At 74.2% G+C, this 25,719-nt stretch carries 24 protein-coding genes; 7 read left to right on the top strand and 17 right to left on the bottom strand.

Annotated features, from left to right (window positions below):
• The first annotated feature begins 27 nt into the window (after positions 1-27).
• On the top strand, positions 28-342 hold the full coding sequence (locus tag ACFO0B_RS12615) for a hypothetical protein (RefSeq protein ID WP_378612588.1): 315 nt from the start codon (positions 28-30) through the stop codon (positions 340-342).
• Here ACFO0B_RS12615 and ACFO0B_RS12610 read toward each other — a convergent pair whose 3' ends face one another.
• Positions 343-1,470 (bottom strand): SGNH/GDSL hydrolase family protein, encoded by a 1,128-nt coding sequence (locus ACFO0B_RS12610; RefSeq protein ID WP_378612587.1) that lies wholly within the window; start codon positions 1,468-1,470, stop codon positions 343-345.
• A 42-nt stretch (positions 1,471-1,512) separates the two neighbouring features.
• Between ACFO0B_RS12610 and ligA the strand changes: the two genes are divergently transcribed.
• Entirely contained in the window at positions 1,513-3,528 is a 2,016-nt protein-coding gene (gene ligA, locus ACFO0B_RS12605) for an NAD-dependent DNA ligase LigA (RefSeq protein ID WP_378612586.1), read from the top strand.
• 6 nt (positions 3,529-3,534) lie between these two features.
• On the opposite strand, the gene ACFO0B_RS12600 is transcribed toward ligA, so the two are convergent.
• From ACFO0B_RS12600 to ACFO0B_RS12590, 3 genes are all read right to left on the bottom strand, one after another.
• Positions 3,535-3,834 carry a hypothetical protein gene (locus tag ACFO0B_RS12600; protein WP_378612585.1) on the bottom strand — a complete coding sequence of 100 codons (300 nt, stop codon included), beginning with the start codon at positions 3,832-3,834 and terminating at the stop codon, positions 3,535-3,537.
• Positions 3,835-3,925: 91 nt separating this feature from the next.
• A complete protein-coding gene (locus tag ACFO0B_RS12595) occupies positions 3,926-5,848 on the bottom strand; it encodes a sensor histidine kinase (RefSeq protein WP_378612584.1) in 1,923 nt (640 codons plus the stop codon).
• A 119-nt stretch (positions 5,849-5,967) separates the two neighbouring features.
• The gene (locus ACFO0B_RS12590) at positions 5,968-6,510 is read right to left on the bottom strand and encodes a hypothetical protein (RefSeq protein WP_378612583.1); all 543 of its coding nucleotides are present in this window, start codon (positions 6,508-6,510) and stop codon (positions 5,968-5,970) included.
• Between the two features lie 156 nt (positions 6,511-6,666).
• Between ACFO0B_RS12590 and ACFO0B_RS12585 the strand changes: the two genes are divergently transcribed.
• Positions 6,667-7,614: a DUF389 domain-containing protein gene (locus ACFO0B_RS12585; RefSeq protein ID WP_378612582.1), complete on the top strand. Its 948-nt coding sequence runs from the start codon at positions 6,667-6,669 to the stop codon at positions 7,612-7,614.
• Position 7,615: 1 nt separating this feature from the next.
• Here the strand turns inward: ACFO0B_RS12585 and nhaA are convergent, their stop codons facing one another.
• Positions 7,616-8,878: a Na+/H+ antiporter NhaA gene (nhaA, locus tag ACFO0B_RS12580; RefSeq protein WP_378612581.1), complete on the bottom strand. Its 1,263-nt coding sequence runs from the start codon at positions 8,876-8,878 to the stop codon at positions 7,616-7,618.
• A 219-nt stretch (positions 8,879-9,097) separates the two neighbouring features.
• Positions 9,098-9,850: an IclR family transcriptional regulator gene (locus ACFO0B_RS12575; RefSeq protein WP_378612580.1), complete on the bottom strand. Its 753-nt coding sequence runs from the start codon at positions 9,848-9,850 to the stop codon at positions 9,098-9,100.
• A 47-nt stretch (positions 9,851-9,897) separates the two neighbouring features.
• Here ACFO0B_RS12575 and ACFO0B_RS12570 point away from each other — a divergent pair, with 47 nt between their 5' ends.
• The 4 genes from ACFO0B_RS12570 (at position 9,898) to ACFO0B_RS12555 (ending at position 13,473) form a co-directional block, all read left to right on the top strand.
• The gene (locus ACFO0B_RS12570; protein WP_378612579.1) at positions 9,898-10,707 is read left to right on the top strand and encodes a 2-keto-4-pentenoate hydratase; all 810 of its coding nucleotides are present in this window, start codon (positions 9,898-9,900) and stop codon (positions 10,705-10,707) included.
• Complete coding sequence (locus tag ACFO0B_RS12565) at positions 10,704-11,651, top strand: acetaldehyde dehydrogenase (acetylating) (RefSeq protein WP_378612578.1); 948 nt, start codon at positions 10,704-10,706, stop codon at positions 11,649-11,651. Before ACFO0B_RS12570 ends, ACFO0B_RS12565 begins: the two co-directional genes overlap by 4 nt.
• A complete protein-coding gene (gene dmpG / locus ACFO0B_RS12560) occupies positions 11,648-12,697 on the top strand; it encodes a 4-hydroxy-2-oxovalerate aldolase (protein WP_378612577.1) in 1,050 nt (349 codons plus the stop codon). Before ACFO0B_RS12565 ends, dmpG begins: the two co-directional genes overlap by 4 nt.
• Before the next feature lie 77 nt (positions 12,698-12,774).
• On the top strand, positions 12,775-13,473 hold the full coding sequence (locus ACFO0B_RS12555) for a hypothetical protein (protein ID WP_378612576.1): 699 nt from the start codon (positions 12,775-12,777) through the stop codon (positions 13,471-13,473).
• A gap of 35 nt (positions 13,474-13,508) precedes the next feature.
• Here the strand turns inward: ACFO0B_RS12555 and ACFO0B_RS12550 are convergent, their stop codons facing one another.
• The 11 genes from ACFO0B_RS12550 to ACFO0B_RS12500 all read right to left on the bottom strand — a co-directional run bounded on the left by ACFO0B_RS12550 (position 13,509) and on the right by ACFO0B_RS12500 (position 25,632).
• Positions 13,509-15,005 carry an ABC transporter ATP-binding protein gene (locus tag ACFO0B_RS12550; protein ID WP_378612575.1) on the bottom strand — a complete coding sequence of 499 codons (1,497 nt, stop codon included), beginning with the start codon at positions 15,003-15,005 and terminating at the stop codon, positions 13,509-13,511.
• Complete coding sequence (locus ACFO0B_RS12545; protein WP_378612574.1) at positions 15,002-15,820, bottom strand: ABC transporter permease; 819 nt, start codon at positions 15,818-15,820, stop codon at positions 15,002-15,004. Before ACFO0B_RS12545 ends, ACFO0B_RS12550 begins: the two co-directional genes overlap by 4 nt.
• Positions 15,817-16,761: an ABC transporter permease gene (locus tag ACFO0B_RS12540; protein ID WP_378612573.1), complete on the bottom strand. Its 945-nt coding sequence runs from the start codon at positions 16,759-16,761 to the stop codon at positions 15,817-15,819. The genes ACFO0B_RS12545 and ACFO0B_RS12540 overlap by 4 nt, the downstream gene beginning before the upstream one ends.
• The gene (locus ACFO0B_RS12535; RefSeq protein WP_378612572.1) at positions 16,758-18,296 is read right to left on the bottom strand and encodes an ABC transporter substrate-binding protein; all 1,539 of its coding nucleotides are present in this window, start codon (positions 18,294-18,296) and stop codon (positions 16,758-16,760) included. Before ACFO0B_RS12535 ends, ACFO0B_RS12540 begins: the two co-directional genes overlap by 4 nt.
• Complete coding sequence (locus ACFO0B_RS12530; RefSeq protein WP_378612571.1) at positions 18,296-19,189, bottom strand: class I SAM-dependent DNA methyltransferase; 894 nt, start codon at positions 19,187-19,189, stop codon at positions 18,296-18,298. The genes ACFO0B_RS12535 and ACFO0B_RS12530 overlap by 1 nt, the downstream gene beginning before the upstream one ends.
• Complete coding sequence (locus ACFO0B_RS12525) at positions 19,186-20,412, bottom strand: MFS transporter (RefSeq protein ID WP_378612570.1); 1,227 nt, start codon at positions 20,410-20,412, stop codon at positions 19,186-19,188. The genes ACFO0B_RS12530 and ACFO0B_RS12525 overlap by 4 nt, the downstream gene beginning before the upstream one ends.
• The gene (locus ACFO0B_RS12520) at positions 20,409-21,608 is read right to left on the bottom strand and encodes an enolase C-terminal domain-like protein (RefSeq protein ID WP_378612569.1); all 1,200 of its coding nucleotides are present in this window, start codon (positions 21,606-21,608) and stop codon (positions 20,409-20,411) included. Before ACFO0B_RS12520 ends, ACFO0B_RS12525 begins: the two co-directional genes overlap by 4 nt.
• On the bottom strand, positions 21,605-22,684 hold the full coding sequence (locus ACFO0B_RS12515) for a PLP-dependent cysteine synthase family protein (protein ID WP_378612568.1): 1,080 nt from the start codon (positions 22,682-22,684) through the stop codon (positions 21,605-21,607). The genes ACFO0B_RS12520 and ACFO0B_RS12515 overlap by 4 nt, the downstream gene beginning before the upstream one ends.
• On the bottom strand, positions 22,681-23,493 hold the full coding sequence (locus ACFO0B_RS12510; RefSeq protein ID WP_378612567.1) for a Rossmann-like domain-containing protein: 813 nt from the start codon (positions 23,491-23,493) through the stop codon (positions 22,681-22,683). The genes ACFO0B_RS12515 and ACFO0B_RS12510 overlap by 4 nt, the downstream gene beginning before the upstream one ends.
• Positions 23,490-24,782: an ATP-grasp domain-containing protein gene (locus ACFO0B_RS12505; RefSeq protein WP_378612566.1), complete on the bottom strand. Its 1,293-nt coding sequence runs from the start codon at positions 24,780-24,782 to the stop codon at positions 23,490-23,492. Before ACFO0B_RS12505 ends, ACFO0B_RS12510 begins: the two co-directional genes overlap by 4 nt.
• A gap of 298 nt (positions 24,783-25,080) precedes the next feature.
• Entirely contained in the window at positions 25,081-25,632 is a 552-nt protein-coding gene (locus ACFO0B_RS12500) for an AAA family ATPase (protein WP_378612565.1), read from the bottom strand.
• Between the last annotated feature and the right edge of the window lie 87 nt (positions 25,633-25,719).

The following is a 25,719-nucleotide window of genomic DNA, read 5'->3' as shown; positions in this document are numbered from 1 at the left end:
CACATCGTCGCTCAGAGGGAGCCCAGCATGAAACGTCCCATTCTCGCCACCCTGGTCGCCGGCGCCGGTATCGCGTGCGCCGGTGCGTTGCTGGCGCCCGCGGCGTCGGCCTATCCGGTCGGTCCCTGGAACATCGAGGGGCCGTGCGTCGGCGCGGCGCCGCAGGAGTGTCCGATGAGCCCGTCGCAGGACGGCCTCACCTGGGGCTGGAAGGGCGACGCCTGGAACTACGACAAGACCGGCGCCTTCGTCTGCATGTCGTCCAGCTTCTGGTGCGGCCCGCTCATGGGCGTGGTGCGCGCGCTGCCGCCGACCCCGATCGGCTCCTGGATCAACCCCTGATCAGAACCGCCGCAGGTACTCGGCGAAGCGGGTGCCGATGATCCGGTGCGCGGCGGTGTCGGGGTGCAGCCCGTCCGGCAGCGGGTGGGTCTCGGCGTCCGCGGGGCCGTAGAGCGCGGTGCCGTCGAGGTGGTGCAGATTCGGGTCGGCGCGCTGCGCGGCGATCTCGGCCAGTGCCTTCCGGACCACGGTCAGGGTGAGCCTGCCGCGCGGGACGTCGTCCGGGTCGCCGGTGGCGATGAAGCGCGGCGTCCCGGTGGCGATGCTCGCCGGGTCGAAGGCGCCCGGCCCGGGCGTGTGCTCGTGGATCCCGCAGTGGAGCGGAGAGATCAGCAGCAGCGGGGTGTCGGGGTGCCCGTCCCGGAGGGTGTCGAGGAAGCCGTGCACGGCGGGGACGAAGGCGCGCAGCCGCATGGCGTCCGCGTTCACCACGTTGATACCGAGCTTCACGCTGATCAGCTCGGCGGGGGCGTCCCGGATGGTGCGGGCGACGAACGGGTCGACGAGCGCGTTCCCGCCGAAGCCGAGGTTGCGCAGCTGCACCCCGGCCGCCCGCGCGGCGATCGCCGTCCAGACGTCGGTCGGCCCGGAAGCGTTCGAGCCCTGGCTGATCGAGCTGCCGTAGTGCACCCAGCGCCTGCCGGGCCCGGGGGCCGCGGTGATCGGCGCGTCGGCGTGCAGGGCGACCAGCTCGACCGACTCGTTGTGCGGGAGCCAGATCTCCACCGTCGTCTCCCGGCCCGGCAAGCCGGCCACCGCGGTGGTGTGCGACAGGCCCGGATGCGGGGTCGCGGCCCCGGTCGCGGGGTCCAGTTCGGTGTGGTCGCCGCCGGTCAGCTCGTCGCGCAGCACCACCGCGCCGTCGACGGCCACGTCGATCCGGCCGCGCGGGCGGGGTAGTCCCCGGTAGGAGAGCCGGGACGGGTGCGTGGTCAGCGTGAGCGCGGTGGCCGCGGTCCGCAGGACCAGCCGCACCCCGGCGGTCTGCGCCTGCATCTGCCCCAGGTAGGGGTCGGGGAACTGGCGGCGAGCCCAGCCGGGCAGCCGGTGCGGCCGGAGCCCGCGCGGGGTCGATTCCAGTTCGGCGGCGCCGCGCACGAGGTCGGCGGTGATCGGAGTGGGTCGCACGCCGTCGCATTCTGCCCGGCGTGGCCGGGGCAACTTCTGTCGGTGTCGCTGGGTAGGTTCTGGGGCGTGGAAGCCGGGGAACGTATCCGAGAACTCGCCGATCGCATCGTCGCGATGCGCGATGCCTACTACCGGGGTTCGCCGCTGGTCGCCGACGCCGAGTACGACGTCGTCGAGGACGAGCTGCGCGCGCTGATCGCCGAGCATCCGGAGCTGGCGCCGGACCCGAACCCGCTGGAGCAGGTCGGCGCGCCCGCCGTGCTGCACGCCCCGGTCCGGCACTCGCGGCCCATGCTCTCGCTGGAGAAGGCGACCAAGCCCGAGCAGGTCGCGGCCTTCTTCGAGCGCTTCCCCGGCCAGCCGGTGGCGGTGATGCCCAAGCTCGACGGGCTCTCGCTCGCGCTGGTCTACGACGACGGTGCGCTGCTGCGCGCGGTCACCAGGGGCGACGGCACGACCGGCGACGACGTGACGCCGCTGGTGCGGGCGCTGGTGGACGGGGTGCCGGAGCGGATCGAGGTGCCGGGGCGGGTCGAGGTGCGCGGGGAGGCGGTCATGCTGCGCTCCACGTTCCTCGCCTACAACACCGCGCACCCGGACAAACCGCTGATCAATCCGCGCAATGCCGCCGCGGGCACGCTGCGGGCGAAGGATCCGGCCACGGTGGCCGAGCGCCGGTTGCAGTTCTTCGGGTTCGACCTCGACACCTCCGAGGGCGGCGCCGCCTCCGACCTGGGCGAGGGGCTCGCCGCGATCGGCGTCGCGGGCGCGGCCATGCAGGTGTGCGCCGACGCCGAGGCCGCGCAGGCGGCGATCACCGCGATCGAGCAGGGCCGCAACGATCTCGACTACGACCTGGACGGGGCGGTGCTGCGGCTGGCCGATCGCGCCGCCTACGCCGCCGCCGGGACGCGCTCGAACTCCCCGCGCGGGGCGCTGGCGTTCAAGTTCGCCGCCGAGGAGAAGACGACGCTGCTCAACGAGGTGATCTGGGATGTCGGCAAGACCGGCAAGATCGTCCCGGTGGCCTGGCTGGAGCCGGTGTTCGTCGGCGGGACCACGGTCACCAGGGCGACGCTGGCCAACCAGGAGGTGATCCGGGCTCGCGACATCAAGGTCGGCGACACCGTGCTGGTCCGCCGCGCGGGAGACGTGATCCCGTTCGTGGCCGGGGTGTTGGACGCCGCCAAGCGGACCGGCGAGGAGCAGGAGATCGAGGTTCCGACCGTCTGTCCCTCGTGCGCGCAGCCGGTGCTCGAGCAGGGCAACAGCCGGGAGCTGTTCTGCACCAATGCCGCCTGCCCCGCGCAGACCGTGCGCAGGCTCATCCACTGGGCCTCACGTGCGTCGGCCGATATCGATGCCATCGGGCAGAAGTGGATCGAGCGGCTGGCCGAGGCGGGGATCCTGGAGAATCCGTCGGATTTCTACACGCTCACGAAAGAGCGGCTGCTCGAATTCGACCGGGTGGGTGAGGTCTCCGCGACCCGGATGATCGAGTCGATCGACCGGAGCCGCCAGGTCGGGTTGCGCCGGGCGCTGATCGGGCTGGCGATCCCGATGGCCTCGGACGGCACGGCCGCACGGCTGGCCCGTTCCGGGTTCGGGTCGCTGGAGGAGGTCGCCGACGCCGGCGAGGAGCGGCTGGTCGCGGTGGAGGACATCGGCCCCAAGGTGGCCGCCTCGCTGGTCGAGCACCTGACCCGGCTGCGCCCGGAGCTCGAGCGGCTGCGCGAGCGGGGCGTGAATCTGGATGTGCGGTCCGAGGATCTGCCGCCGGTGGTCGCCGCTGGAGCGCCGCTGGCGGGCAAGACCGTGGTGATCACCGGCGCCATCGCCGACCCGCGCTCGGGGGAGAAGGTGGCCCGCCCGACCTTCCAGCGGTTCTGCGAGAAGGCCGGAGCGACCGCCGCCTCCTCGGTCTCGGCGAGCACCGACATGCTCATCACCGGCGCCGGGGTGGGCGACAGCAAACTGGCCAAGGCCGAGAAGCTCGGCGTCGAGGTGGTCGATCAGGGCGCGATCTGGGAGCTGCTGATCGCGGCCAAGGTGGTCTGACCGAGGTCAGTGCTCGTCGTAGTGGCCGTCGTGGGCCGCGTGCCTGCATCCGTCGTGCACGTAGTCCACGTGGTCGCCGTGCGGCACCGCGACGTGGCCGCAGCCTTCGCCGTGCTCGTGGGCGTGGCCTTCGTGGGCGTGGTGCCCGGCGGGCTCGCACTCGTCGAAGTGCCCGTCGTGGGCGCGGTGCAGGTGGCCGTCGTGCACGAAGTCGATGTGGTCGCCGTGCGGGACGGCGACGTGGCCGCAGCCTTCGCCGTGCGCGTGCTCGTGGTCGGTGTGCTCCTGATGGGTGGCGGCGGTCATGGCGTCCTCCGGGGCGTGAGCAGGTCGTATATCCGGGTGCGCATACCTTATCGCTGAGGGTCGCTAGATGTTAGCCCAATTCGTCGGCAGGTCAGCCTCGCATCGGGACCGGCTCCGAGACGGCGAGCCGGGCCGGGATCAGCACGGTGGCGCGGATGCCGCCGTAGACCGATTCGCCCAGCTCGATCTCGATATCGTGCCTGGCGGCGAGCCGGGCCACCACGAAGAGCCCGAGCCGGGAATCGCCCGCGGTGCCGAAGTCCGGCGGGTTCGCCAGGGTGGCGTTCACCCGGACGATGTCGGCGGGCATCATGCCGGTGCCCTGGTCCTCGATCACCAGCAGCACGCCGCGGCTGTCGGCGGTGCCGGAGATCTCCACCCGCGACTGCGGCGGGGAGAAGGTCACGGCGTTGTCGGTCAGCTCGGCGAGCAGGTGCACCAGGTCGGCGACCGCGCCGCCGATGATGTGCAGCTCGGGCAGCCGGGCCACCCGGACCCGGGAGTAGTCCAGCGTCTCGCCGACCGCCGAGCGCACCAGGTCGATCAGCGCCACCGCGTGCCGCCAGCGCCGCCCGACCTGACCGCCGCCGAGCACGATCAGGTTCTCCGCGTTGCGCCGCTCCCTGGTGGCGAGGTGGTCCAGCTTGAACAGGGTGCCGAGCAGCTCCGGATCCTCCTGCGCGCGCTCGGCGTCGTCGAGCAGCTCCAGCTGCCGGTGCACCACCACCTGGCTGCGCCGCGCCATGTGCAGGAAGACCGTGCGCACGCCCTCGCGGGTGCGGCGCTCGGCGACCGCGGCCCGCATGGCCGAGGCCGCGGCGCGCTCGAAGGCCGAGGCGACCTGGCCGATCTCGTCGGAGCCGAAATCCAGCCGCGGTGCCACCGTGGCCGGGTCGACGGTGCGGTCGGCGCCGAGCTGCTGCATGACCTCGGGCAGCCGGTGGTCGGCCAGCTCCAGGGTCTCCGCGCGCAGCCGCCGCAGCCGGCGCAGGATCCGGTTGGCCAGCAGCAGCGAGACACCGAGCGCGAGCAGCGAGACGGTGAGCATCGCCGCCGCGGCGAGCCGCGAATTGCGCTCCGTGACATCGGCGTTCGCGGTGGCGAGCGCCTGCGTGTCGTGGCTCTGGGTGACCCAGAGGTTCAGGATGCGCTCGCTCACGTCCGCGGCGGCGACCTGCCACTCCTGCGGGGTCACCGGCAGTGCGGGCAGGTCGTCGGCCTCGGTGGCGCGCAGCGCGGCGCGGGTGAGCGCGGCCCGCTCGGTCGCCTCCAGCACCTGCCAGGCCGGGGTCGCCATGAGCTCGGTGGTCCTGGTCCGGTCGCGTTCATCGATATCACGGGTGAAGGCGGCGAGTTCGGTGCGGTAGTACCCGGCCTGTCTGGTGAGTTCGGCGGCGTTCGCGGTGGTCGCGGTGGTGGCGGTGTCCAGCGCGTAGCCGAGTGCGTTGCCGCGGGACATGCTCTCGGCGGCCCGCAGCAGCCGCACGCCGTCGGCGATCTGCACCGCGACCTCGGCGTCCGGGGTGGCGTTCCTGGCGTTGGCGGTGCCGTCGAGGATGGTGTCCAGGATGCCGTTGTAGAAGCGGTAGGCGTCATCGAGCGGAAGCGCACCGGCGTCGGCACCCGCCCGCACCGTCACCAGCACCTCGGTGAGCTGGTTGAACGCGTCGTTCTGCATCCTGGCGCCCGGGTCGATGGTGTTGATCGCCTCCTGCACCTCGAAGGCCTTGCGGATGGCGACGTCCATCGCGGCGCGCGCCGAGGCGAGCCGGGCGGTGGCCGCCCTGTCGCCGGCGAGGTGCGCCATGGTGACCAGGCGTTCGCCCTGGATCGCGCCGATCACCTGCACCGTCTGCGGCAGCGTCTGCTGCATCTGCGTCGCCCACTCGGCGGCGAAATCGGCCTCGGACACCAGGGAGGCCACGGTGCCGCTCCCGACGAGCAGCACCGCCACGCTCGGGACCAGCGCGACGGCCAGGACTCGGGCGCGGACACCGAGTCTCGGGATTCTCACGGACGGCAGCCTAGCCAGAATTTCACGTTATGGAACGATGATTCTTCTGTTCTGCCACAATGATTTTCGCCAGCGAAAGCGGAGTTATCACCTCCGATGCGGGGCCCGGCGCACCACGGTCAGGCGGGTGCCCGGCTCCTCGGCCGGCCCGTCCAGCCAGCGCAGCGCGGCGGCCCGGCCGTCGGCGCGGGCGGACCGCCCGCAGCAGCCGCAGCGCGGGCATGGTGACTCGTTGCGCTGTGAACCGAGGCCGAGCAAACCCGTGGCACGAAGCTGCCGGTGCGCGGCCACCGCCTTTCGGGTAGCCGATCTGCTCGGCGGCCGTCCGGGCGACGATCGCCTCCGTTGGCCGCACCGTCCGGGTCGCGGTCGAGCCAGGCCAGGACGCCGGGCGCGCGGCCGCGGGCGGTGTGCCGGTGCGCGAAGCCGAGCGCGGTGCCGGTGGTGCGCGGCTCCAGCGTGCCGAATTCGGCGACCAGCCCGCGCATCTGGGTGACGGCCGGGCCGTCGGACCAGACCGGCGTGGTCACCGTGACCGCGCCGCTGTCGTCGTGCGGGCCGTCTACGCGGACGCGGACCCGCCAGCACGCGGACTCCGCGAGCCGCTCCGCCCAGAGCGCCGGCGGTGGATCGTCCTTCCGTCCGGCACCGTCGCCGCCCACCGTGCCTCCGCTCGCCCGATCCGATGCAGCACACTGTCGGCAAACATGTCGCGCGCGGTACGCGGCTCGTGACGGCGGGTGCGGCGGGGGCGGCGAGGGCGGAGCGCCGGTAGATTCTGCGGAGCCCACCTCGGGCGGAATCGGAGGGAGCCCGGCGTGCTGCACCTGCGCATCATCAGTCCGGCCGGCTCGACCCCCGACGTGCTGGCGGCGCTGCGGGCCGACCCCGGCGTCACCCACCTGTCGCTGCTGCCCGGCGCCGCGCTGGCGCCGGAGGGTGATCTGATCCACGCCGACGTGGCCCGCGAGGCGGCCAACACCGTGCTCGCCGAACTCGAGCGGCTCGGGCTGGCGCGCTCCGGCGCCATCACGCTGGAGCCGATCGAGACGGTGCTCTCCGCCGCCGCCGAGCGCGCGGACGAGGCGGCGCCCGGCGAGCCGACCGACGCGGTGGTGTGGGAGGAACTGCTGGCCCGCACGCACGAGGAGTCGACGCTGAGCGCCTCGTTCCTCGCCTTCCTCACCATCGCCTGCCTGCTCGCGGCGGTCGGGGTCGCCACCGATTCGTCGGTCACCATCGTCGGCGCCATGGTGGTCGGCCCCGAGTTCGGCCCGCTCGCCGCGTTCGCGGTCGGCGTCGTGCGCCGGGATCGGGCGCTGGTGTGGCGCTCGGCGCTGGCGCTGCTGGCCGGCTTTCCGGTGGCCATGGCGATCACGCTGGCGGCGACGCTGTGCTGGGAGCAGTTCGGCTGGATCACGCTGACCGGGTTCGAGACGGCGCAGAATGTCGACTTCATCTACCAGGTCGGGCCGTTCTCGCTGGTGGTCGCGGTGCTCGCGGGCGCGGCCGGGATGCTGGCGCTCTGCACCGCGAAATCGGCGGCGCTGGTCGGCGTCTTCATCTCGGTGACGACGGTGCCCGCGGCCGGGTTCGCGGTGGTCGCGAGCACGATCGGCGAGTGGCACGCGGCGCTCATGTCGATCGGGCAGCTGGCGCTCAACCTGGCCGGAATCGTGGTGGCCGGGGTCGTGGTGCTCTACCTGGGGCCGCAGGAGGGCGATGCGCGCTGGCGGCTGTCCCGGCTGCTCCACCGCGGGCGTTGACTCAGGGGCGGTAGATGTCGGGGATGCCGTCGTTGTCGTCGTCGCGTTGCTCGCGTTCGGCGATCCGCCGGTAGGCGCGATTGCGGGCGGTCAGCACGAGGGCGGCCAGGATCGCGGCGGTGACGGTGCCGAGGAAGACCCCGATGCTGGCGTGGTCGGTGGCGAGCGGGTCGTCGTAGGCGAGGTCGGCGATGAGCAGCGAGACGGTGAAGCCGATGCCGGCCAGCAGCCCGACCCCGAGCACATCCACCCAGGCCAGGTCGTCGTCGAGGCGGGAGCGGGTGAAGGTGGCGAGCAGGTAGCTGGTCAGGACGATGCCGACCACCTTGCCGAGCACCAGCCCGGCGACCACCCCGACGGTGATCGGGTCGCGCAGCGCCGCGCCGAAGGCGCTCGCGCCGCCCAGGTGCACGCCTGCGGCGAAGAACGCGAAGACCGGGACGGCGAAGCCGGCCGAGAGCGGGCGGAGGCGGTGCTCGAGCCGCTCGGCCGGGCCGGGGCCGTCGGAGCCCGCGGCCAGCACCGGCACCGCCAGCCCGAGCAGCACCCCGGCCACCGTGGCATGCACGCCGGACTGGTGCACCAGCCACCAGGTGAGCACGGCAGGCACCGGCAGCAGCCATCCGGGAACGCGGCGCCTGGCCGCGACCAGGAACACCGCCAGCGGCACCGCGGCCGCGGCGAGGTAGCCGAGCCGCAGGTCGTCGGTGTAGAAGACGGCGATCACGGTGACGGCGAGCAGGTCGTCGACCACGGCGAGGGTCAGCAGGAAGGTGCGCAGAGCGGCGGGCAGGTGTGCGCCGAGCAGGGCCAGCACCGCGAGCGCGAAGGCGATGTCGGTCGCGGTCGGCACCGCCCAGCCGGCGAGCGCGTCGCCGCCGGTGCGCGCGGTCACCGCCACGAAGATCAGCGCGGGCACGATCATTCCGCCGACCGCGGCGAGGATGGGCAGCGCGGCCCGGCGCGGATCGCGCAGGTCACCGGCGATGAACTCGCGCTTCAGCTCCAGGCCGACCACGAAGAAGAAGATCGCGAGCAGGCCGTCGGCGGCCCAGGCGTGCAGGCTGAGGTCGAGGTGCAGCGCCGCCGGGCCGACCCGGAGATCGCGCAGCGACTCGTACCCGCGCCACCACGGGCTGTTCGCCCAGATCAGGCCGACGAGGGCAGCCGCGATCAGCAGCAGCCCGCCCGCGGTCTCGGTGCGCAGGATCGCGGCGAGCCGCTGGGCTTCGGCCCAGGAGCCCGGGCGAAGGAGGCTCGGCATCGCGGGTCCCTTCATCGAGGTACCCGGCCCGCGGCGGGGGCCGGGTGCCGACCAGACTTCCCGGCACACCGTTCGCTACTCTGCCCGACCGGCCCGTCGCGGGCAACGCCGCTCTCCAGGCCTCGCGGACCAGCGCCGCAGCCACCGGCGCGGCCCGCCCTGCCGCCGGCCGGGTGCTGGATTGCCCTGGCGGGTAACGCTCGGTATCGGGCCCCGGGGTCAGAGTTCGGTCGCGGGGCCCTTGGAGAGCGCGCGGCCGAGCGCGAGGGCGGCGGTGCGGACGGCGGGGGCGAGCAGTTCGGGCGCGAAAACGGCGGTCGGCACCGAGACCGACAGCGCGGCGATCGGGCTCCCGGCCTGCAGCACCGGCGCGGCGACGCAGCAGCAGCCGAGCGCGGACTCCTCGCGCTCGACGGCGACCCCGGTGCGCCGCACCGCCTCCAGCTCCCTGGCCAGCCGCGCCGGATCGGTGATCGAGTTGCCGGTGTAGCTGCGCGGCGGCGCGGCCAGCGCGGCGGCCCGCACCTCCGGCCGCTCCGGCGCCAGCAGCGCCTTGCCGACGGCGGTGCAGGTGAGCGGGAGCCTGCCGCCGATCTGCGAGGGCAGCGGCAGCGCGGCGTGGCCGTGGATCTTCTCCACGTACACCGCGTCCAGCCCGTCCCGGATCGCCAGGTGCACGGTCTGCCCGGTCACCGCGTAGAGATCCTGCATGAACGGCAGCGCCGCCGAGCGCAGCCGGTATTTGAGCCCGACCCGCTCGCCCAGCTCGAACAGCCCGAGCCCGAGCTCGAAGCCGCCGCCGGTGCGGGCCAGCCAGCCCAGTTCGACCAGCCCGGTCAGCACCCGGTGCGTGGTCGAGCGGGGCAGCCCGGTACGCGCCGCCACCTCGGCCAGGGAGAGCGCGGTGCCGCCGGGGAAGGCGTCGAGCACCAGCGCCGAGCGCTGCAGCAGCGACAGGTTGTCCCGTTTCATGGGACAGATCCTATTCACGGCCGCGCGGCGGGCCTACCGTACGAACCATGACAACGGTGCAACCCCAGACGATCGAGGCGGCGGCCGCACGGCTCGCCGCCGCCGCGGCGACCGGCATTCCCTGTGCCCCCATCCGCGATCTGATCGCCCCGGACGACCTGGCGTCGGCCTACGCCATCCAGCAGCGCAACCTCGCGGCGCTGCTCGCCGGCGGCCGCACCGTCATCGGCCGCAAGATCGGGCTGACCTCGCCCGCGGTACAGCGCCAGCTCGGCGTCGAGCAGCCCGACTTCGGGGTGCTGCTCGACGATTTCGACTGCTCCGGCGATGCCGAGGTGGATTTCGGCAGGCTGCTGCAGCCGCGCATCGAGGCCGAGATCGGCTTCACCCTCGCCGCCGACATCACCGGCCCGATCACCGCCGCCGATGCCCCCGGCTACGTGCGGACGGTGCACGCCGCGCTGGAGATCGTGGACAGCCGGGTCGCGAACTGGGACATCCAGTTCGCCGACACCGTCGCCGACAACGCCTCCTCCGGGCTCTACGTGCTCGGCGACTCGCTGCCGATCGCCGACGCCCCCGACCTGGAGCAGGTCACCATGGTGCTGACCTCCGGCGGCGAGCAGATCTCCGCCGGCCGCGGCACCGACTGCCTCGGCAGCCCGTGGGCGGCGCTGGCCTGGCTGGCGAACACCGCCCGCGAGTTCGGCTCCCCGCTGCGCGCGGGCGAGATCGTGCTCTCCGGCGCGCTCGGCCCGCTCGCGCCGGTCGCGCCCGGCGCCACCTACCGGGCCGAGCTCGCCGGAATCGGCAGCGTCACCGCCACGTTCACCACTCCCGAAAGCAGGAAAGCATGAGCCGGATCAAAGCCGCGGTCATCGGGTCGGGCAATATCGGCACCGACCTGATGATCAAGCTGCTCCGCGTCGCCGAGCACGTCGAGATCGCCGTGCTGGTCGGCATCGACCCCGAGTCCGACGGCCTCGCCCGCGCCCGCAGACTCGGTGTCGCCACCGTCGACAGCGGGGTGCGGGGGCTGATCGAGCACCCGCTCTTCGACGAGATCCAGATCGTCTTCGACTCCACCTCGGCCAAGGCGCACCTGGCCAATGTCGAGGCGCTGCGCCCCTACGGCAAGCGCATCATCGACCTCACCCCGGCCGCGGTCGGCCCGTTCGTGGTGCCGACGGTGAACCTGGACGAGCACATCGATGCCCCGATCGTGAACATGGTGACCTGCGGCGGGCAGGCCACCATTCCGATCGTGGCCGCGGTCGCCGCGGTGACCGAGGTGCACTACGCCGAGATCGTGGCCTCCATCGCCTCGAAGTCGGCCGGGCCCGGCACGCGCGCCAATATCGATGAGTTCACCGAGACCACCTCGGAGGCGATCGTGAAGGTCGGCGGCGCCGCGCACGGCAAGGCGATCATCGTGCTCAACCCCGCCGAGCCGCCGCTGATCATGCGCGACACCGTGCTCACCCTGGTCAGCGACCCCGATCAGGAGGCGATCCGGGAGTCGGTGCGGAACACCGTCGCCGCCGTCGCGAAGTACGTCCCCGGATACCGGCTCAAGCAGGAGGTGCAGTTCACCCGGCTGGACGACGCCGAGCCGGTCACCACCCTCACCGGCGGGGTCGACAGGGGGCCGGGGCTGTGGAAGGTCGCGGTCTTCCTCGAGGTCGAGGGCGCCGCGCACTACCTGCCCGCCTACGCGGGCAACCTCGACATCATGACCTCCGCCGCCCTGCAGGTCGCGGAGCAGATCGCCGACACCCTGCTTTCGGAGGCAGTCCGATGACCGAGACCACCCGCCCCAGCGCCGTCGACGGCGCCGCACTCTACATCCAGGACGTCACGCTGCGTGACGGCATGCACGCCATGCGGCACCGGATCACCCCGGAGAACGTCGGCCGGGTCGCCGCCGCGCTGGACGCCGCGGGCGTCGACGCCATCGAGGTCACCCACGGTGACGGCCTGGCCGGGCACAGCCTCACCTACGGCCCGGGCAGCAATACCGACTGGGAGTGGATCGAGGCCGCCGCCGCGGTGGTGCACCGGGCGAAGCTGACCACCCTGCTGCTGCCCGGCGTCGGCACGGTCGCCGAGCTGAAGCGCGCCTTCGCCATGGGCGTCACCTCGGTGCGGGTGGCGACGCACTGCACCGAGGCCGACGTCTCCGCCCAGCACATCGGCACCGCCCGCGAGCTCGGCATGGACGTCAGCGGCTTCCTGATGATGTCGCACCTGGCCGAGCCGGCGGCGCTGGCGCAGCAGGCCAAGCTCATGGAGTCCTACGGCGCGCACTGCGTCTACGTCACCGACTCCGGCGGGCGGCTCACCATGAACGGGGTCCGCGACCGGGTGCGCGCCTACCGCGACATCCTCGACCCGGGCACCCAGATCGGCATCCACGCGCACCAGAACCTCTCGCTCTCGGTGGCGAACTCGGTGGTCGCGGTCGAGGAGGGCGTCATCCGGGTGGACGCCTCGCTGGCCGGGCACGGCGCGGGCGCGGGCAACTGCCCGATCGAGCCCTTCGTCGCGGTCGCCGACCACTCCGGCTGGAAGCACGGCTGCGACCTGTTCGCGCTGCAGGACGCCGCCGACGACATCGTGCGCCCGCTGCAGGACCGCCCGGTCCAGGTCGACCGGGAGACCCTGACGCTCGGCTACGCCGGGGTCTACTCCAGCTTCCTGCGGCACGCCGAGGCCGCCGCGAAGCAGTACGGCCTCGACACCAGGCAGATCCTGCTCGCCGTCGGTGAGCGCCGCCTGGTCGGTGGCCAGGAGGATCTGATCACCGATATCGCGCTCGATCTGCTGGCGGCGCAGCGGAGCGGGTGAGCCCGCGCTGATTGCTAATGATAATCGTTGTCGATAATGTGAGCGGTCTGGTACCGCTCGATCGATGAGGATGAATCATGTTGCGAAGGACCTTCACCGCTCCCGCGCTGGCGCTCGCCGTGCTCGGCGCCCTGCCCGGCACGGCGCACGCCGCGCCGGCGCCGGAGGGCGGGGCCGTCACGTTCGAGGCCCGTGCCACCGAGACCGCCTCGATCATCGAGATCGGCTCGGGGGCGCTGGAGGTGGCGGACGGCGTCCTGCGGATCGTCTCGCCGGAGGGCGCCACGGTGGCCGGTGCGCCGCTCACCTTCCGGCTGGACGATTTCGAGTTCCCGATCGCCGCCGAGATCTCCGGCCGGACCGCGGTGCTCACGCCGCAGCTCGAGCCGGAGCGCGCGGTGTACAAGCCGGTCGCGCTGCCGTACGAGGACAAGGCGCCCTGGAAGACCGAGTACGACCGGGAACAGGCGGCGTGGTCGCGGATGACCAGCACCATCAGCATGGGCGCCACCATCGGAACCCTGGTCGGCGGGCTCACCGGCGCCGCGGCGGGCTGCGTGCTCGGCGGGATCGCCGGGGCGACGGTCGCCTCGGCGACCATCGTCGGGCTCTTCGGGCCGTTCGTCCCCGCGGCCGCGATCGGCTGCATCGGCGGGGTGCTCGCGATCGGCGCGCTCGGCACGGTCGCGGGGCAGATCCTGGTGACCGCGCCCGCCGCCATCGGGGCGGCGATCCAGTACTTCAGCACGATCAACGCGCCGTACCCCGCGAAGTAGCGGGGCGGGGCCGGTCCCGTGCGGGCCGGCCCCGGTCAGGCGAGCGATGCGTGCCGGGGCGCGCCGAGAACCGCTGCCGCGGTGCCGTGTTCGACCAGGCGGCCGTCGTGCAGGACCGCGACCGTGTCGGCGACGCGGGCGAGCACGGCGAGATCGTGGGCGATCACCACGCGGGTGGTGTCGAGCCCCGCCAGCACGTCGAGGATCGCGGCCCTGGTGACGGTGTCCAGGGCGGTGGTGATCTCGTCCGCGATCAGGAGCCGGGGGCGGGCCAGGAGCGCGCGGGCCAGAGCGGCGCGTTGCAGTTCGCCGCCGGAGAGGTGGGCGGGCCCGCGGGCGGTCGCCGGTTCGGGTAGTCCGAGGCGCTCGAGCAGTTCCGCGGCGGCCGTGCGGGCCTGCGCGGTATCGAGGCCGCGCAGGCGGATCGCGGTTCTGGCGATCTGGTCCAGGATCGGACGGTGCCGGTCGAAGGAGCCAGCGGCGTCCTGGAAGACGTACTGCACGTCGGCGATTCCGGAGCGGCCGCGGGCTTCGATGGTGCGCGGGAGCGGGGTGCCGTCCAAGCGGATCGTGCCGGTGGCGGGTGTGTGCAGCCCGGCCAGGCAGCGGGCAAGGGTGGTCTTGCCGCTGCCGGAGCGGCCGACGATGCCGAGGCAGGTGCCCGGCTCGACGGTGAGGGTGATGCCGGTCAGCACGGTGTCGCGGTGGTGCAGGGCGGCGAGGCCGCTGATCTCCAGCCGGGCGCCGCCGACGGGGCCATCCGCCCGTGCTGCCGGGGCGCCGACGGCACCTTCGGGCCGGATCCCCGCACGGGGTGCGCGAACTTCGGGGCGCGGGTGCGGTCTGCCCTGCGCCGCCACCAGGGCCCGGGTGTACTCCGCCGCCGGTGCGGTGAAGACCGCGGCCACCGGGCCCTGCTCGACCACCCGGCCCTGATCCAGCACGGTCACCCGGTCGGCCAGCGCCCGCACCACGTCCAGGTCGTGGCAGAGCACCAGGACGGCGATGCCGGCGGCGCGCAGTGCGCGCAGCTCGTCGACGATGGCTGCCCTGGTCACCGGGTCCTGACCGGTGGTCGGCTCGTCGGCGACCACCAGCACCGGATCGCCCAGCAGTGCCTGGGCGATCAGCAGTCGCTGCTGCTGCCCGCCGGAGAGCTGGTGCGGGAAGCGGCGCAGGAAGCGGCGGTCGTCCGGAAGGTGCGCGCGGTGCAGCGCGGTCCCGGCATCGGAGTTGCCGTGGTGCCTCGCGAGTTCGCGCAGCGCGGAGCCGATGCGGCGCACCGGGTCCAGCGCGGCCGCCGGATGCTGCGGGACGAAGGCGGCCCGGCCCGCGACCCGCGCCGAACCGCGCACCTCGGCGCCGGGCGGGAACTCGCCGAAGAGGGCGAGCGCGGTCGTGGTCTTGCCGCTGCCGGAGCCGCCGACCAGCGCGACGATCTCGCCCGCGCCGACCCGCAGGTCGACCGCATCGAGCAGGGGCCGATCACCGACCGTGACCGAAAGGGCCGCGATCTCGGCGACCGGGTTCATCGGCCCCGCCGATCCGTCGCGTTGTCGAAGATCAGGTTGAGCCCGACGGTGAGCGAGACGATGAGCAGGGCGGGCACGACGACTCCCCAGGGTTGCAGGAACAGGCCGGCGCGGTTGCGGTCGACCATGACGGCCCAGTCGGCGGCGTCCGGGGCGACGCCGATGCCGAGGAACGAGGCCGAGGCCACGAGGTAGAGCGCCGCGGTGAGCCGGATGCCGAGATCGGCGGCCAGGGTCCGCAGCAGGGACCGGCCGACGTAGCGGACGGCGATGTACACCCGGCTCTCGCCCTGCAGCCGGAGCGCCTCGACCGCGGGTCTGCCGGCGACCTCGAGCGCGGCGGCGCGCACCACCCGCACCAGGTCGGGCAGGTTCACCAGCGCGACCGCGGCGATCACGATGCCGGTTCCGGCGCGGGCGATCCCGGCGACCAGGATGAGCAGGAGCAGCGAGGGCACCGCGAGCAGCAGGTCGAGCGGGCGCATGAGCGCCTCGTCCACCAGGCGGCGCCGGGTGGTGGCGGCCGCGAGCGCCACCGGGATGCCCGCGAGGTAGGAGAGCGCGGTGGCGGCGAGCGCGATCAGCACCACGCTGCGCCCGCCGAGCAGGACCTGGTGCCACACGTCGCGGCCGACGAAATCGGTGCCGAGCGGGTTCCCGGCGCCGCCCGCGAACGGAATGCCGCGGGTGAGCTCGTCCGGCACGAACCAGGGTCCGGCCAGCGCCAGCAGCAGTGGCACGCCGAGCAGCGCGACCCCGGCGCCGTAGCGCGCACGGCGCCGGGATCGCGCGGCGGGTTCGCGGTCCGCGCTCACCGGAGCCCGGCCGTCCGGGGCGCCAGGCGGAAGGCGACCACGTCGGCGACCAGGTTGACCAGCACCGTCGTGGTCGCGAAGAGCACCGCGAGCCCCTGCACGACCGGCAGGTCACGCGCCGCGACCGCGTCGACCAGCGTGGTCCCGAGCCCGGGGATCACGAAGACCGCCTCCACCACGATCACACCGCCGAGCAGCCAGTCGACCGTGCGCGCGAGCTGCTGCACGGCGGGCGCCACCGCGTTCGGCAGCGCGTGCAGGTAGCGGATCCGCCACCCGGGCAACCCGATCCGCACCAGCTGCCGGACGTACCCCGACTCCAGCGCCTCGATCGTCCCGGCGCGCACCAGCCGCGCGACCGAGCAGATCGGCCGCGCGGCCAGCACCAGCAGCGGCAGCACCAGGACGGCCGGTTCGGCGAACGGGTCGATCCCGACGGCGGTCGGCGGCAACCACCCGAGCCCGACCCCGAAGACCGCGACCAGCAGCAGCGCCAGCGCGAACTCCGGCACCGCGTGCAGCCCGATGCTCACCCCGCTCACCACCCGGTCGGTGACCCCGCCCTCCCGGCTGCCGGAGAGCACCCCGAGCCACACCGCCAGCGGGACGAGCACCACCAGGGTGAGCCCGGCGAGCAGCAGCGTCGGTGGCACCGCCGCGGCGAGGAACTCGCGCACCGGCCGGTCGGCGGCGAGCGAGGTGCCGAGGTCGCCGCGGGGCAGCCCGGCCAGCCAGTCCAGGTACCGCTCCGGCGCGGGCCGGTCCAGCCCCATGGCGGCGCGGATGCGCGCGATCCGCTCCGGATCCGGGTTGTCCCCGGCGAGCGTCACCGCCGCATCCCCCGGCAGCGCCTCCACCAGCAGGAATACCAGGGTGACTACGGCGAGCACCTGCGCCGCGCCGAGCGCCAGCCGCCGCGCCACGTACCGGCCGGAGCTCACGCCATCCAGACCTTGTCGAAGCGCGCCCAGTCCAGCGTGTTGGCAGGCGCCGACGCCACGCCGGAGACCGAGCGCGCGGTGGCGACGATGCTCTCCCCGAACCCCCACCACAGGTAGCCGCCGTCGCTGTGCAGCATCCGCTGCATCCGCGCGTACACCTCGGTGCGGGCGGCCGGGTCGGCGGTGGCGACGGCGGTGTCGTAGAGCGCGTCGAACTCCGGCCGGTTCCACTTGGTCACATTGTTGCTCGCGCCGCCGAGCAGCCGCTGCGCGATGTGCGTCTCGATCGGCATGGTGCCGGAGCGGAAGCTGGTGAGCGCGCCGGTGTTCAGGGTGTCGGCCCAGTAGGTGTCCTTGTTGCCCTGCACCACATTCAGCGTGAGCCCGGCAGCGCGGGCCTGGTCGGCGAGCACGGTGGCCGCCTCCACCATGCCCGCGGAGGCGGTGGAGGTGAGCAGGTCGATCCGCGCGCCGTCGGCCCCGGCCGCCCTGACCAGCGCCCGCGCCCGGTCGAGGTCGACGGTGCGCTGCGGGATGGCGTCGTCGTAGTACTGGTAGCCGCGGCCGAACAGGTCGTTGCCCACCTGCCCGGCGCCGGAGAGCACGCTGTCGACCAGCTGCTGCCGGTCGGCGAGCAGGAAGAGCGCCTCGCGCAGCTCGCGGCGGTCGAACGGCGGCCGGTCCACCTTCATGGCGAAGCCGTGCGCCAGGCTGTTCGCCGAGCGCACCACGGCGACCCGGCCGCCGGCCTCGTGGCTGCGCGCGGTGGTGGCGGAGAGGTCGTGCGCGTACTCGACCTGGCCGCCGAGCAGTGCGTTGATCCGCGCGGACTCCTCGCCCGCGAGCAGGAACTCCAGCTCGTCCAGGTGCGGGGCGCCGTCCCAGTGGTCGGCGAAGCGGGCGAGCAGGGTGCTGCGGCCCGGCTCGAAGGCGCGGAAGGCGAACGGGCCGGTGCCGTTCGGGCGGTCGAAGTCGGTGTGTCCCTCGGGCACGATGTACGCGCCGAAGGCGGCGAGCACGTTGGGGAACTCGACGAACGGGCGGCGCAGCGCGAACTCCACCGTGCGGTCGTCCACCGCGCGGCTGGCGGCCAGGTCGATGACCGCGAGGCTGGAGCGGGCGCGCAGCGCCTGCGCGGGGTCGAGGATGCGGGCGTAGCTGGCGAGCACGTCGGCCGCGCGCAGCGGGCGGCCGTCGTGGAACACCGCCTGGCGCAGCGTGATCCGCCAGCGGGTGAGCGAGGGGTCCGGCTCCCAGCGCTCGGCCAGCCGGGGCCGCGGGGCGACGTCGGAGCCGAGGTCGGCGAGCTTGTCGTAGAGCGCCTTCGCCCGCGCGGCCTCGACGAACAGGTTCGCCCGGTGCGGGTCGAGCACCTCGCGGGCCCCGCCGCCGGCGAAGACCGCGCGCAGCCTGCCGCCCGCGCGCGGCGCGGCGGCGGGTTCGGGGCCGGTGCCGCAGGCGGCGGCGAGCGCGACGGCGCCCGCTCCCGCGGCGATTCCGAGGAACCGGCGCCGGTCGAGGGTGGGGTGCTGCATCAGGCTTCTCCTTCGGGGGCGGCCGCCCGGAGCCGGGCGACCAGGTGCAGCCGATCGCCGGAGGCGGCGTCGGCGGACGGCGCCGCGCCGGGTTCCCACACCGGGTCGGTGCGGGGGCCGGGGCCGTCGAAGAGGGCGAGGACGTCGAATCCGGCGACGTCGAGGAAGTACCGCAGCTCCTGCGGGAAGAGGAGGCGCCAGGCCGACTCCTGGTGCAGGGTGGTGCCGTCCGGGAGGGTCCAGATCCGGCTGCGGCGCAGGAGTTGCGCGGTGTGGTCGATGCGCAGGGTCGTGTGCGACCGGTAGGTGGCGTCGTCCCAGGTGAGTGCGCGGGTGCCGGGGGTGTCGAGCAGTTCGGTGCTTCCGAGGAAGAAGGCGCCGTTGCGCATCTCGGCGATCAGCAGCCCGTTCGGGGTCAGGTGCCCGGCGCAGTGCTCCAGGAATCCGGCGAGTTCGGCGTTGGTGTGGCAGTAGAGGAGGGCGCTGTCCAGGCAGGTGATGATGTCGAACCGGGTGTCGAGTTGGAACTCGCGCAGGTCGCCGTGCACGAAAGTGGCGGCGTGATGCGCTTTGCGTGCGTGGTCGAGCATGGCGACGGAGGAGTCGAGCCCGGTCACCGCGTAACCGATCCCGGCCAGGTATCCGGCGTCCCGCCCGGTCCCGCAGCCGAGGTCGAGCAGCCTGCGCCCGCCCCCGAACCGTCGCCCGATCTCGTCGGCCCACCTGGCGGCCAGGTGACCGGGATCCGGGAACTGCGCCTCGTAGAGCGCCGGATTCTCGGTGAGGAAGTTGCGTGCGTCCGGTCCGCCCGGCGTGGTGGGGAGTGCTCGGCCACCGCGATCCGCTCCTTCCGGCGCGCCGGCGTCGCCGCGCTCCGGACCGGGCCGGCTCATGTCGTGACCTCCGCGCGCGGCAGCGCACCGAACCGGTGCAGCAGCAGCACCGCGGCGGCGCAGCCGAAGCCGATCCCGGCGCAGACCAGCGCCGCGATCCACCCCGTCGGCCTGCCCCCGAGCTCGCCGAGCGCACCGACTGCGGCGGTGCTCACCGCCGCCACCACCCCGGACACCAGGTAGAACATGCCGAAGTAGGTGCCGGTGTCGCTCTCGGTGGTGAAGGCCGGAATGAGCTCGTACACGAACGGCTGCGCGATCATGATCCCCACGGCCAGGAACACCGTCGTCACCAGCACCGGAATCAGCGCGAGCGGCGGCGCCGGCCCCAGCAGCGGCGCGGCGCCGAGCAGCGCGAACCCCGCCCCCATGACGGCCATCCCGAGCGCGAGCGCGGGCCCCCGCTCGGGGCGGGCGCCGAGGCGCCTGGTGATCGGCACCTGCCCGGCGAAGGTCACTGCCGTGGAGACCGCGAACAGCGCCGCCACCGCGCTCGCCCACCCGGTCGCGCGCTGCGCCGCCACCGCGAGCACCAGGTACAGCTGGTTCTGCAGCGCGAACATCCCGCTCAGCGCCAGCGTGAATGCGAGGAAGCGGCGGTCGCGCAGGCATGCCGACCACTGCGCGGGCACCGAGCGCTGCTGCGGCGGCACCGCGCGCCCCGGCAGCACCGCGGCCTGCGCCAGCGTGAGCAGCGCGAAAATGCCCGCCGCGACCAGCGCCGACACCCTGAAGTCGACGAAGACGAGCACCGCCCCGAGCGCGGGCCCGGCCAGCGCCCCGGCCTGCGCGAACACGTTGAACAGCGCGAATGCCTCGGCGCGGCGGTCGGTGGCGACCGCGATGTAGGCGCGCACCGCCGGATTGAACAGCGCGCCCGCCAGCCCGCTGAGCACCGCCGCCGCCAGCAGCACCGGCACCGACTCGCCGAGCGCGAAGAGCCCGAACCCGACGGTCCGCAGCCCGCACCCGGCGATGATCACGCCGCGCGCGCCGAGCCGGTCGGCCGCGGTGCCGCCGAGCAGGAAGAGCCCCTGCTGGGCCAGATTGCGCACGCCGAGGATCACCCCGACCACCGCCAGGGAGAGCCCGATGTCGTCGGTCAGGTAGGTCGCCAGGTACGGGATCAGCAGGTAGAAGCCGAGATTCACGCCGAACTGGTTGATCAGCAGCAGCCGGACCGCGAGCGGGAAGGTGCGGAACGAGGTCAGGGTTCCGCTCACGGGGCTGCCCGCCGCACGCCGAGGCCGGGGGTGTTCGCCGGGCGCAGGAGGCCGTCGTGGCCGCCGATGCCGGTCCACGGGTCGCGCGCGAGCAGCAGGTGGCCGTCCAGGTCGACCCAGCGGGCGTGCGGGGTCAGGTGCACGGCGGGGGCGATGCCGAGCGAGCTGGCGACCAGGCAGCCGAGCATGATCTCCAGCCCGGAGTGGCGCGCGGCGGCGATCATGGCGCGGGCGGGGTCGAGGCCGCCGCACTCGGCGAGCTTCACGTTCACCCCGGCGACCGCGCCCGCCAGGCCGCGCACGTCGGCGACGGTGGCGGCGTCCTCGTCGGCGATCACCGGCACCGGGCTGCGCTCGCTCACCCAGGCGAGGGTCTCCGGTGCGCCCGGCGCGACCGGCTGCTCCACGGCGTCGAGCCACGGGAGGTGGTTCAGGACCCGGACCGCGCGGTCGGCGCTCCAGGCGCCATTGGCGTCGGCGATGACGGTGGCGTCCGGCGCGGCGGCGCGCACCGCCGCGAGCCGCTCGATGTCGGCCGCGTCCCCGGCCTTGACCTTCAGCACCCGGAACCCGCTCGCCCACAGCCGTCTCGCCTGCCCGGCGGCGTCCCGCGGGCCGCTGATCCCGATCGTGCGCGCGGTCGCGATCGGCGCGAGGATCTTCGCCGGGGGTCGCTGCGGCGCAGCGCCGCCCGGCTCCCCGGCCCCGCGCGCGGAGCGACGCGGCACACCGCCGCCCGAGCTTCCCGGCCCGGCCCGGCCCGCCGAGAGCGGGACCTCCGGGAGTAGGACCTCCGAGAGCGGGACGTCCGGGCGACCGGGCGCGTCGCCCGCCGCACCCGCGGTGCTCCGGGGCAGGGCGTACACCGGACACCCCGCCCTGACCCCGAGGAGATCGTGCGCAGCGGCATCGAGCGCGGCCCTGACCCCGGCGGGCGGGGGAGCGGCGGCCAACACCGCCAGCACCTGCTCCCCGTCCCCGGCCGCGGCCAGCGCGGGCCGGGAATCCGCCAGGGCCCGCGCGATCCCGGCGACATCCAGCCCCAGCCGCACACTGGTGACCACCTCCCCGTGCCCACGCACCCCGTCGGCATCGGTGAGGGACACCTCCACCGCCTCCCGCGCCCGCATACTCCCGCGCGCGATCCGCAGCGGCGTGGCGAGCGCGAGCGGGGTCACCCGCCACGAAACCCTCACGCGGGCACCCGCTTCGCGGCCAGCGGGTCGACGACATTCCGGCACCGGGTCCAGCCGGAGACGGCGACGCAGCCGGGATCGGCCACCTCCACCGGGTACGGCCTGCGCGGCGCGAAAAGCCCGGCGCGGGCGCAGAACTCGTCGTCGAAGATGGTCCCGAGGTACCGGTGCGGCCCGTCCGGGAAGACCGCGACCACCGACACCGGATCCTCCACCCGGGCCAGCCAGGCCGCCACGGCGGCGACCGCGCCGGTACTCCAGCCGCCGGTGACGAAGCTGTGCCTGGCCAGCCTGCGGCAGGCGTCCACCGCCTCGGCCGGGCCGAGCCAGTGCACCTCGTCGAAGGCGTCGTAGGCGACGTTGCGCGGGTGGATGCTGCTGCCGAGCCCGCGCATGAGCCGCGGCCGGTCCGGCCGCCCGAAGAGCGTCGAGCCGACCGAATCCACCCCGACCAGCCGGATTCCGGGCCGGTGCCTGCGCAGCTCGCGCACCACCCCCGCGCTGTGCCCGCCGGTGCCGACGCTGCACACCAGCACGTCGATGTCGTCCAGCTCGGCGAGCAGCTCCCCGGCGAGCGCCGCGTACCCGGCCGGGTTGTCCGGGTTGTCGTACTGCGCCGGGTACCAGGCGCCGGGCAGCGTGGCGAGAACGCTGTGCACCCGTTCCAGCCTGGCCCGCTGCCAGCCGCCGGCCGGGTGCGGTGCGGTGACGATCTCCAGCCGGGCGCCGTGCGCGGTGAGCAGGGCCCGCATGGCGGGCTCCAGCTCGTCGTCGACCACGAGCACCACCGGGTGGCCGAGCAGCTGCCCGGCGTACAGCAGCCCCAGACCCATGGTGCCGCTGGTCGATTCGACGACCGGCGCGCCGGGCCGCAGCTCGCCGCGGGCCCTGGCCGCGGTGAGCATGGAGACGGCGGCGCGCGCCTTCATCCCGCCCGGCCGCAGGTACTCCAGCTTGGCCCAGAAGCCGCGGTGCTCGTGCGGCAGCGGGGTGGTGATCCGGGCGAGGGGAGTGGCGCCGAGCAGGTCGCGCAGCGCCGGATTGGCGTCCGGGACGTCGAGCGCGATCGTGTTCACGCCGCCTCCTCCTGCCGGTAGCGGTGCAGCACGCTCGGCCCGCCGTCCAGCCAGAAGAACGGGTACGGCTCCGCGGAGAGCGCGGTCACCCCGGCGCCGACGAAGCAGCGCAGCACCGCGGCCCCGGTCTGCGCGAACACCACCAGCGGCAGCCCGCGCGCCGCGGCGTACCGGCGCAGCGGCTCGAGCGTGCCGTTGGCCAGCGTCATCCCGGAGACCAGCAGGGCGTCGCAGCCGGGCAGCGCCGCTTCGGCGTCGGTGCCGATCGGCTCGCCCCACTCGGTGTGCCCGCCGGTGTGGTCGCACGCCCGGTATTCGATACCCCGCGCCCGCAACCCGCGCAGCAGCGAGTTCACCACGCCGACGACGAGAACCCTCCGCACCCCGGCGCCGAGCAGCTCGACCACCGCCGCCGCCCGCGCCTCGGACTTGGCCCGCGAATCCCCGCCCGGCACCGTCACCGGCTCCCCGACGTGCGGCCAGGCCGCGGCGAGCACGGCATCCAGCGCGGCCACCCGCACCGGAAGCAGCGGATGCTCGAACAGCGCCGCCGCCTGCTCGCCCACGCAGGCGTGCACGGCGTCGTCGGCGACGCTTCCCGGCTCCACCGCCGCGGAGCCGACCGCCGCGCCGACCCGCAGGCTGAGCACGTGGTTCCGGTACCCGGTGTGCCGCCCCGCGTGCCTGGCGCCCTGGTGCGTGGTGAAGGCGACGGTCACCGGCTCGGCGGCGGCCGCGGGCGCCGCCGCGCGCACCCGAGCGGCGAGTTCGGTGAGATCGGTGACGCGACAGAGGCTCTCCGGGATCACGGCGCCACCGCCCCGGCGAGCTCGGCGTATCGCAGCTCCAGCCGGTCCAGCAGCTCCTCGGCCCGCCGCCGCGCCCCCGCACCCGCCCCGTCCACCACCATGAGGTGCCCGAGGTAGGCGTTGTTGCTGGTCGGTTCGCCCGCGACGGTCCCCGGCTCCGGCAGCACCGCCTCGACCACCTCCGGGAGCGCGCCCAGCTCGGCGGCCGCGCCGCCGCCACGCAGCCGGACCGCGCCGAGCCGGCCCGCCCGCGGCGGCACGATGAGCCCGATCGCGGCGCTCGCGGCGCCGGTCTCCACCGGTTCGAGCTCCGGCTCCTCGCCGAGCGCGAGCCGGGCGTGCGCCATGGGCAGGTCGATGCCGGTGACCCGGCGGACCAGCTCGGTGATCCGGTTCCCCGCGGGCCGCGGATTCACCTCGACCAGCCGCGGCCCGGCGGGCGTCAGCCTGACCTCGGTGTGCGCGACCCCGAGCCGCAGCCCGAGCGCCGCCACCGCGGCGACCGCGAGCTCGGCGGCGGCCGCCCGCTCCGGCTCCGGCAGCGCGGCCGGGAACATGTGCCCGGACTCCACGAAGAACGGCGCGCCGGTCAGGCTCTTGTCGGTCACCCCGACCACCGCGGTGCCCGCGCCGGAGGTCACCGTCTCGACGCTCACCTCCGGCCCGGTCAGCAGCTCCTCCAGCAGGACCGCCCGCACCCGGGGTTGCTGCCTGGCATTGCCCGCCGCGGCGGTGGCGGCGGCGTGCGCGGCGCGCAGCTCGGCCTCGGTGGCGACCCGGCGGACGAACATCCCGGCGCACAGATCGACCGGTTTGAGCACCAGCGGGTACCCGAGCTCCGCCGCGGCCGCCGCCGTCTCCGGCCAGCCGGTGGTGACCGCGAAGCGCGGCCCCGGCACGCCCGCCGCGGCGAGCGCAGCCCGCGCGAGATCCTTGCGGCAGGCGCGCGCGGTGGCCTCGGCCCCGGCGCCGGGCAGCCCGAGGTGCTCGGCGACCGCGGCCACCGCGGGCAGGTAGTAGTCGCAGGAGGAGACGACGCCGTCGAAGCCGAGCACCGCGTGCAGCGCGGCGACGCGGCCGGGGAGCGCGGCGAGGTCGTTGGTCTCGGCGGTGAGCAGGTTCTCCGCCGCGAGCAGCGGGTGCACGGCGTGCCCGGGCGGGGTCCTGCGCAGATAGTGGCCCAGATCGCGGGTCAGGAAGCTGAAGCGGTGCCCCGACTCCCGGATCGCTCGCGGCAGCAGCGAACTCATCGCCCCCACCCAGCTCTCGATCACCAGCAGATGTCCCATGCCGACCGTCCTCCCGCAAGCCTTTGGCAAATGACAATCATTTTCATGAAGCGCACAATTTGTAGCACAGTCCGGTCCCGAGCGCACTCGCGCGCCCCGGGAACCGGCAAGATCCGCTGCACGAAGCCGGTAGCGGAACCCGCTGTTTCGCAGCCGATTCCGCCGATTCCGTCGAACCACGACCGCAGCACGGCAACTCGGCGCCGCCCGCCCCCGGCGCCGCACTCCTCGGCACGTCCGCGCACAGTCCGGCAGCAGGTGATCGGGGAGGCCGCCGCCGGCGCGGCACGCACCCGCCTCAGCGCGCCGGGAAGGCTCCTGCGGGGGCACGGCAGGCGGCGGTGAGCACACGCTCGGCGAGCCGCACACTGTCCACCGGCCCGCCGGTGTCGACCCACACGGTCGGGGTGAGGGCGAGCGGCGCGGCGTGCGCGGCCCAGGTGTCCCAGTGCTCGGCCAGCCGCTGCTCGTCCTGGTGGAAGGCGGGGCGGCGGCGGGTGGCGTAGCGGTGGCGCGCCGTCTCGGCGGGCACGTCGCACCAGACCTCGACCGCGCGATCGGCGGCGCAGCGGTCCAGCCCGGCGCGGGCGAAGTGCAGGTCGCGCGGGCGGAACCACCACGAGTCGACCACGACCGTGCCGGGGACCGCGCGGGCCAGCGCCCACACCGCGTCCATCGCCACCCCGCCGAGCGCGGCCACCCCGGCCGCGTCGTCGACACAGTCGGCCAGCGCCTCCTTGACGACGTCCTTCGCGAGGAACTGCGCGCCGAGCTCCGCGGCCAGCGCGCGCCCCACCGTCGACTTCCCCGACCCGGGAAGGCCGTTCACCAGCACCAACAGCTCCGTCATACGGTCATCATGCCCCCGGCGTCGACCGATACCGTGGAGGCGGGCTGATACCGGATGCCGGGAACGGGCACGAGACGTTCCGGTTAC

Source organism: Nocardia jiangsuensis, assembly GCF_042650385.1.
Classification (GTDB): domain Bacteria; phylum Actinomycetota; class Actinomycetes; order Mycobacteriales; family Mycobacteriaceae; genus Nocardia; species Nocardia jiangsuensis.
This window is presented reverse-complemented; position numbering and strand designations above follow the sequence as displayed.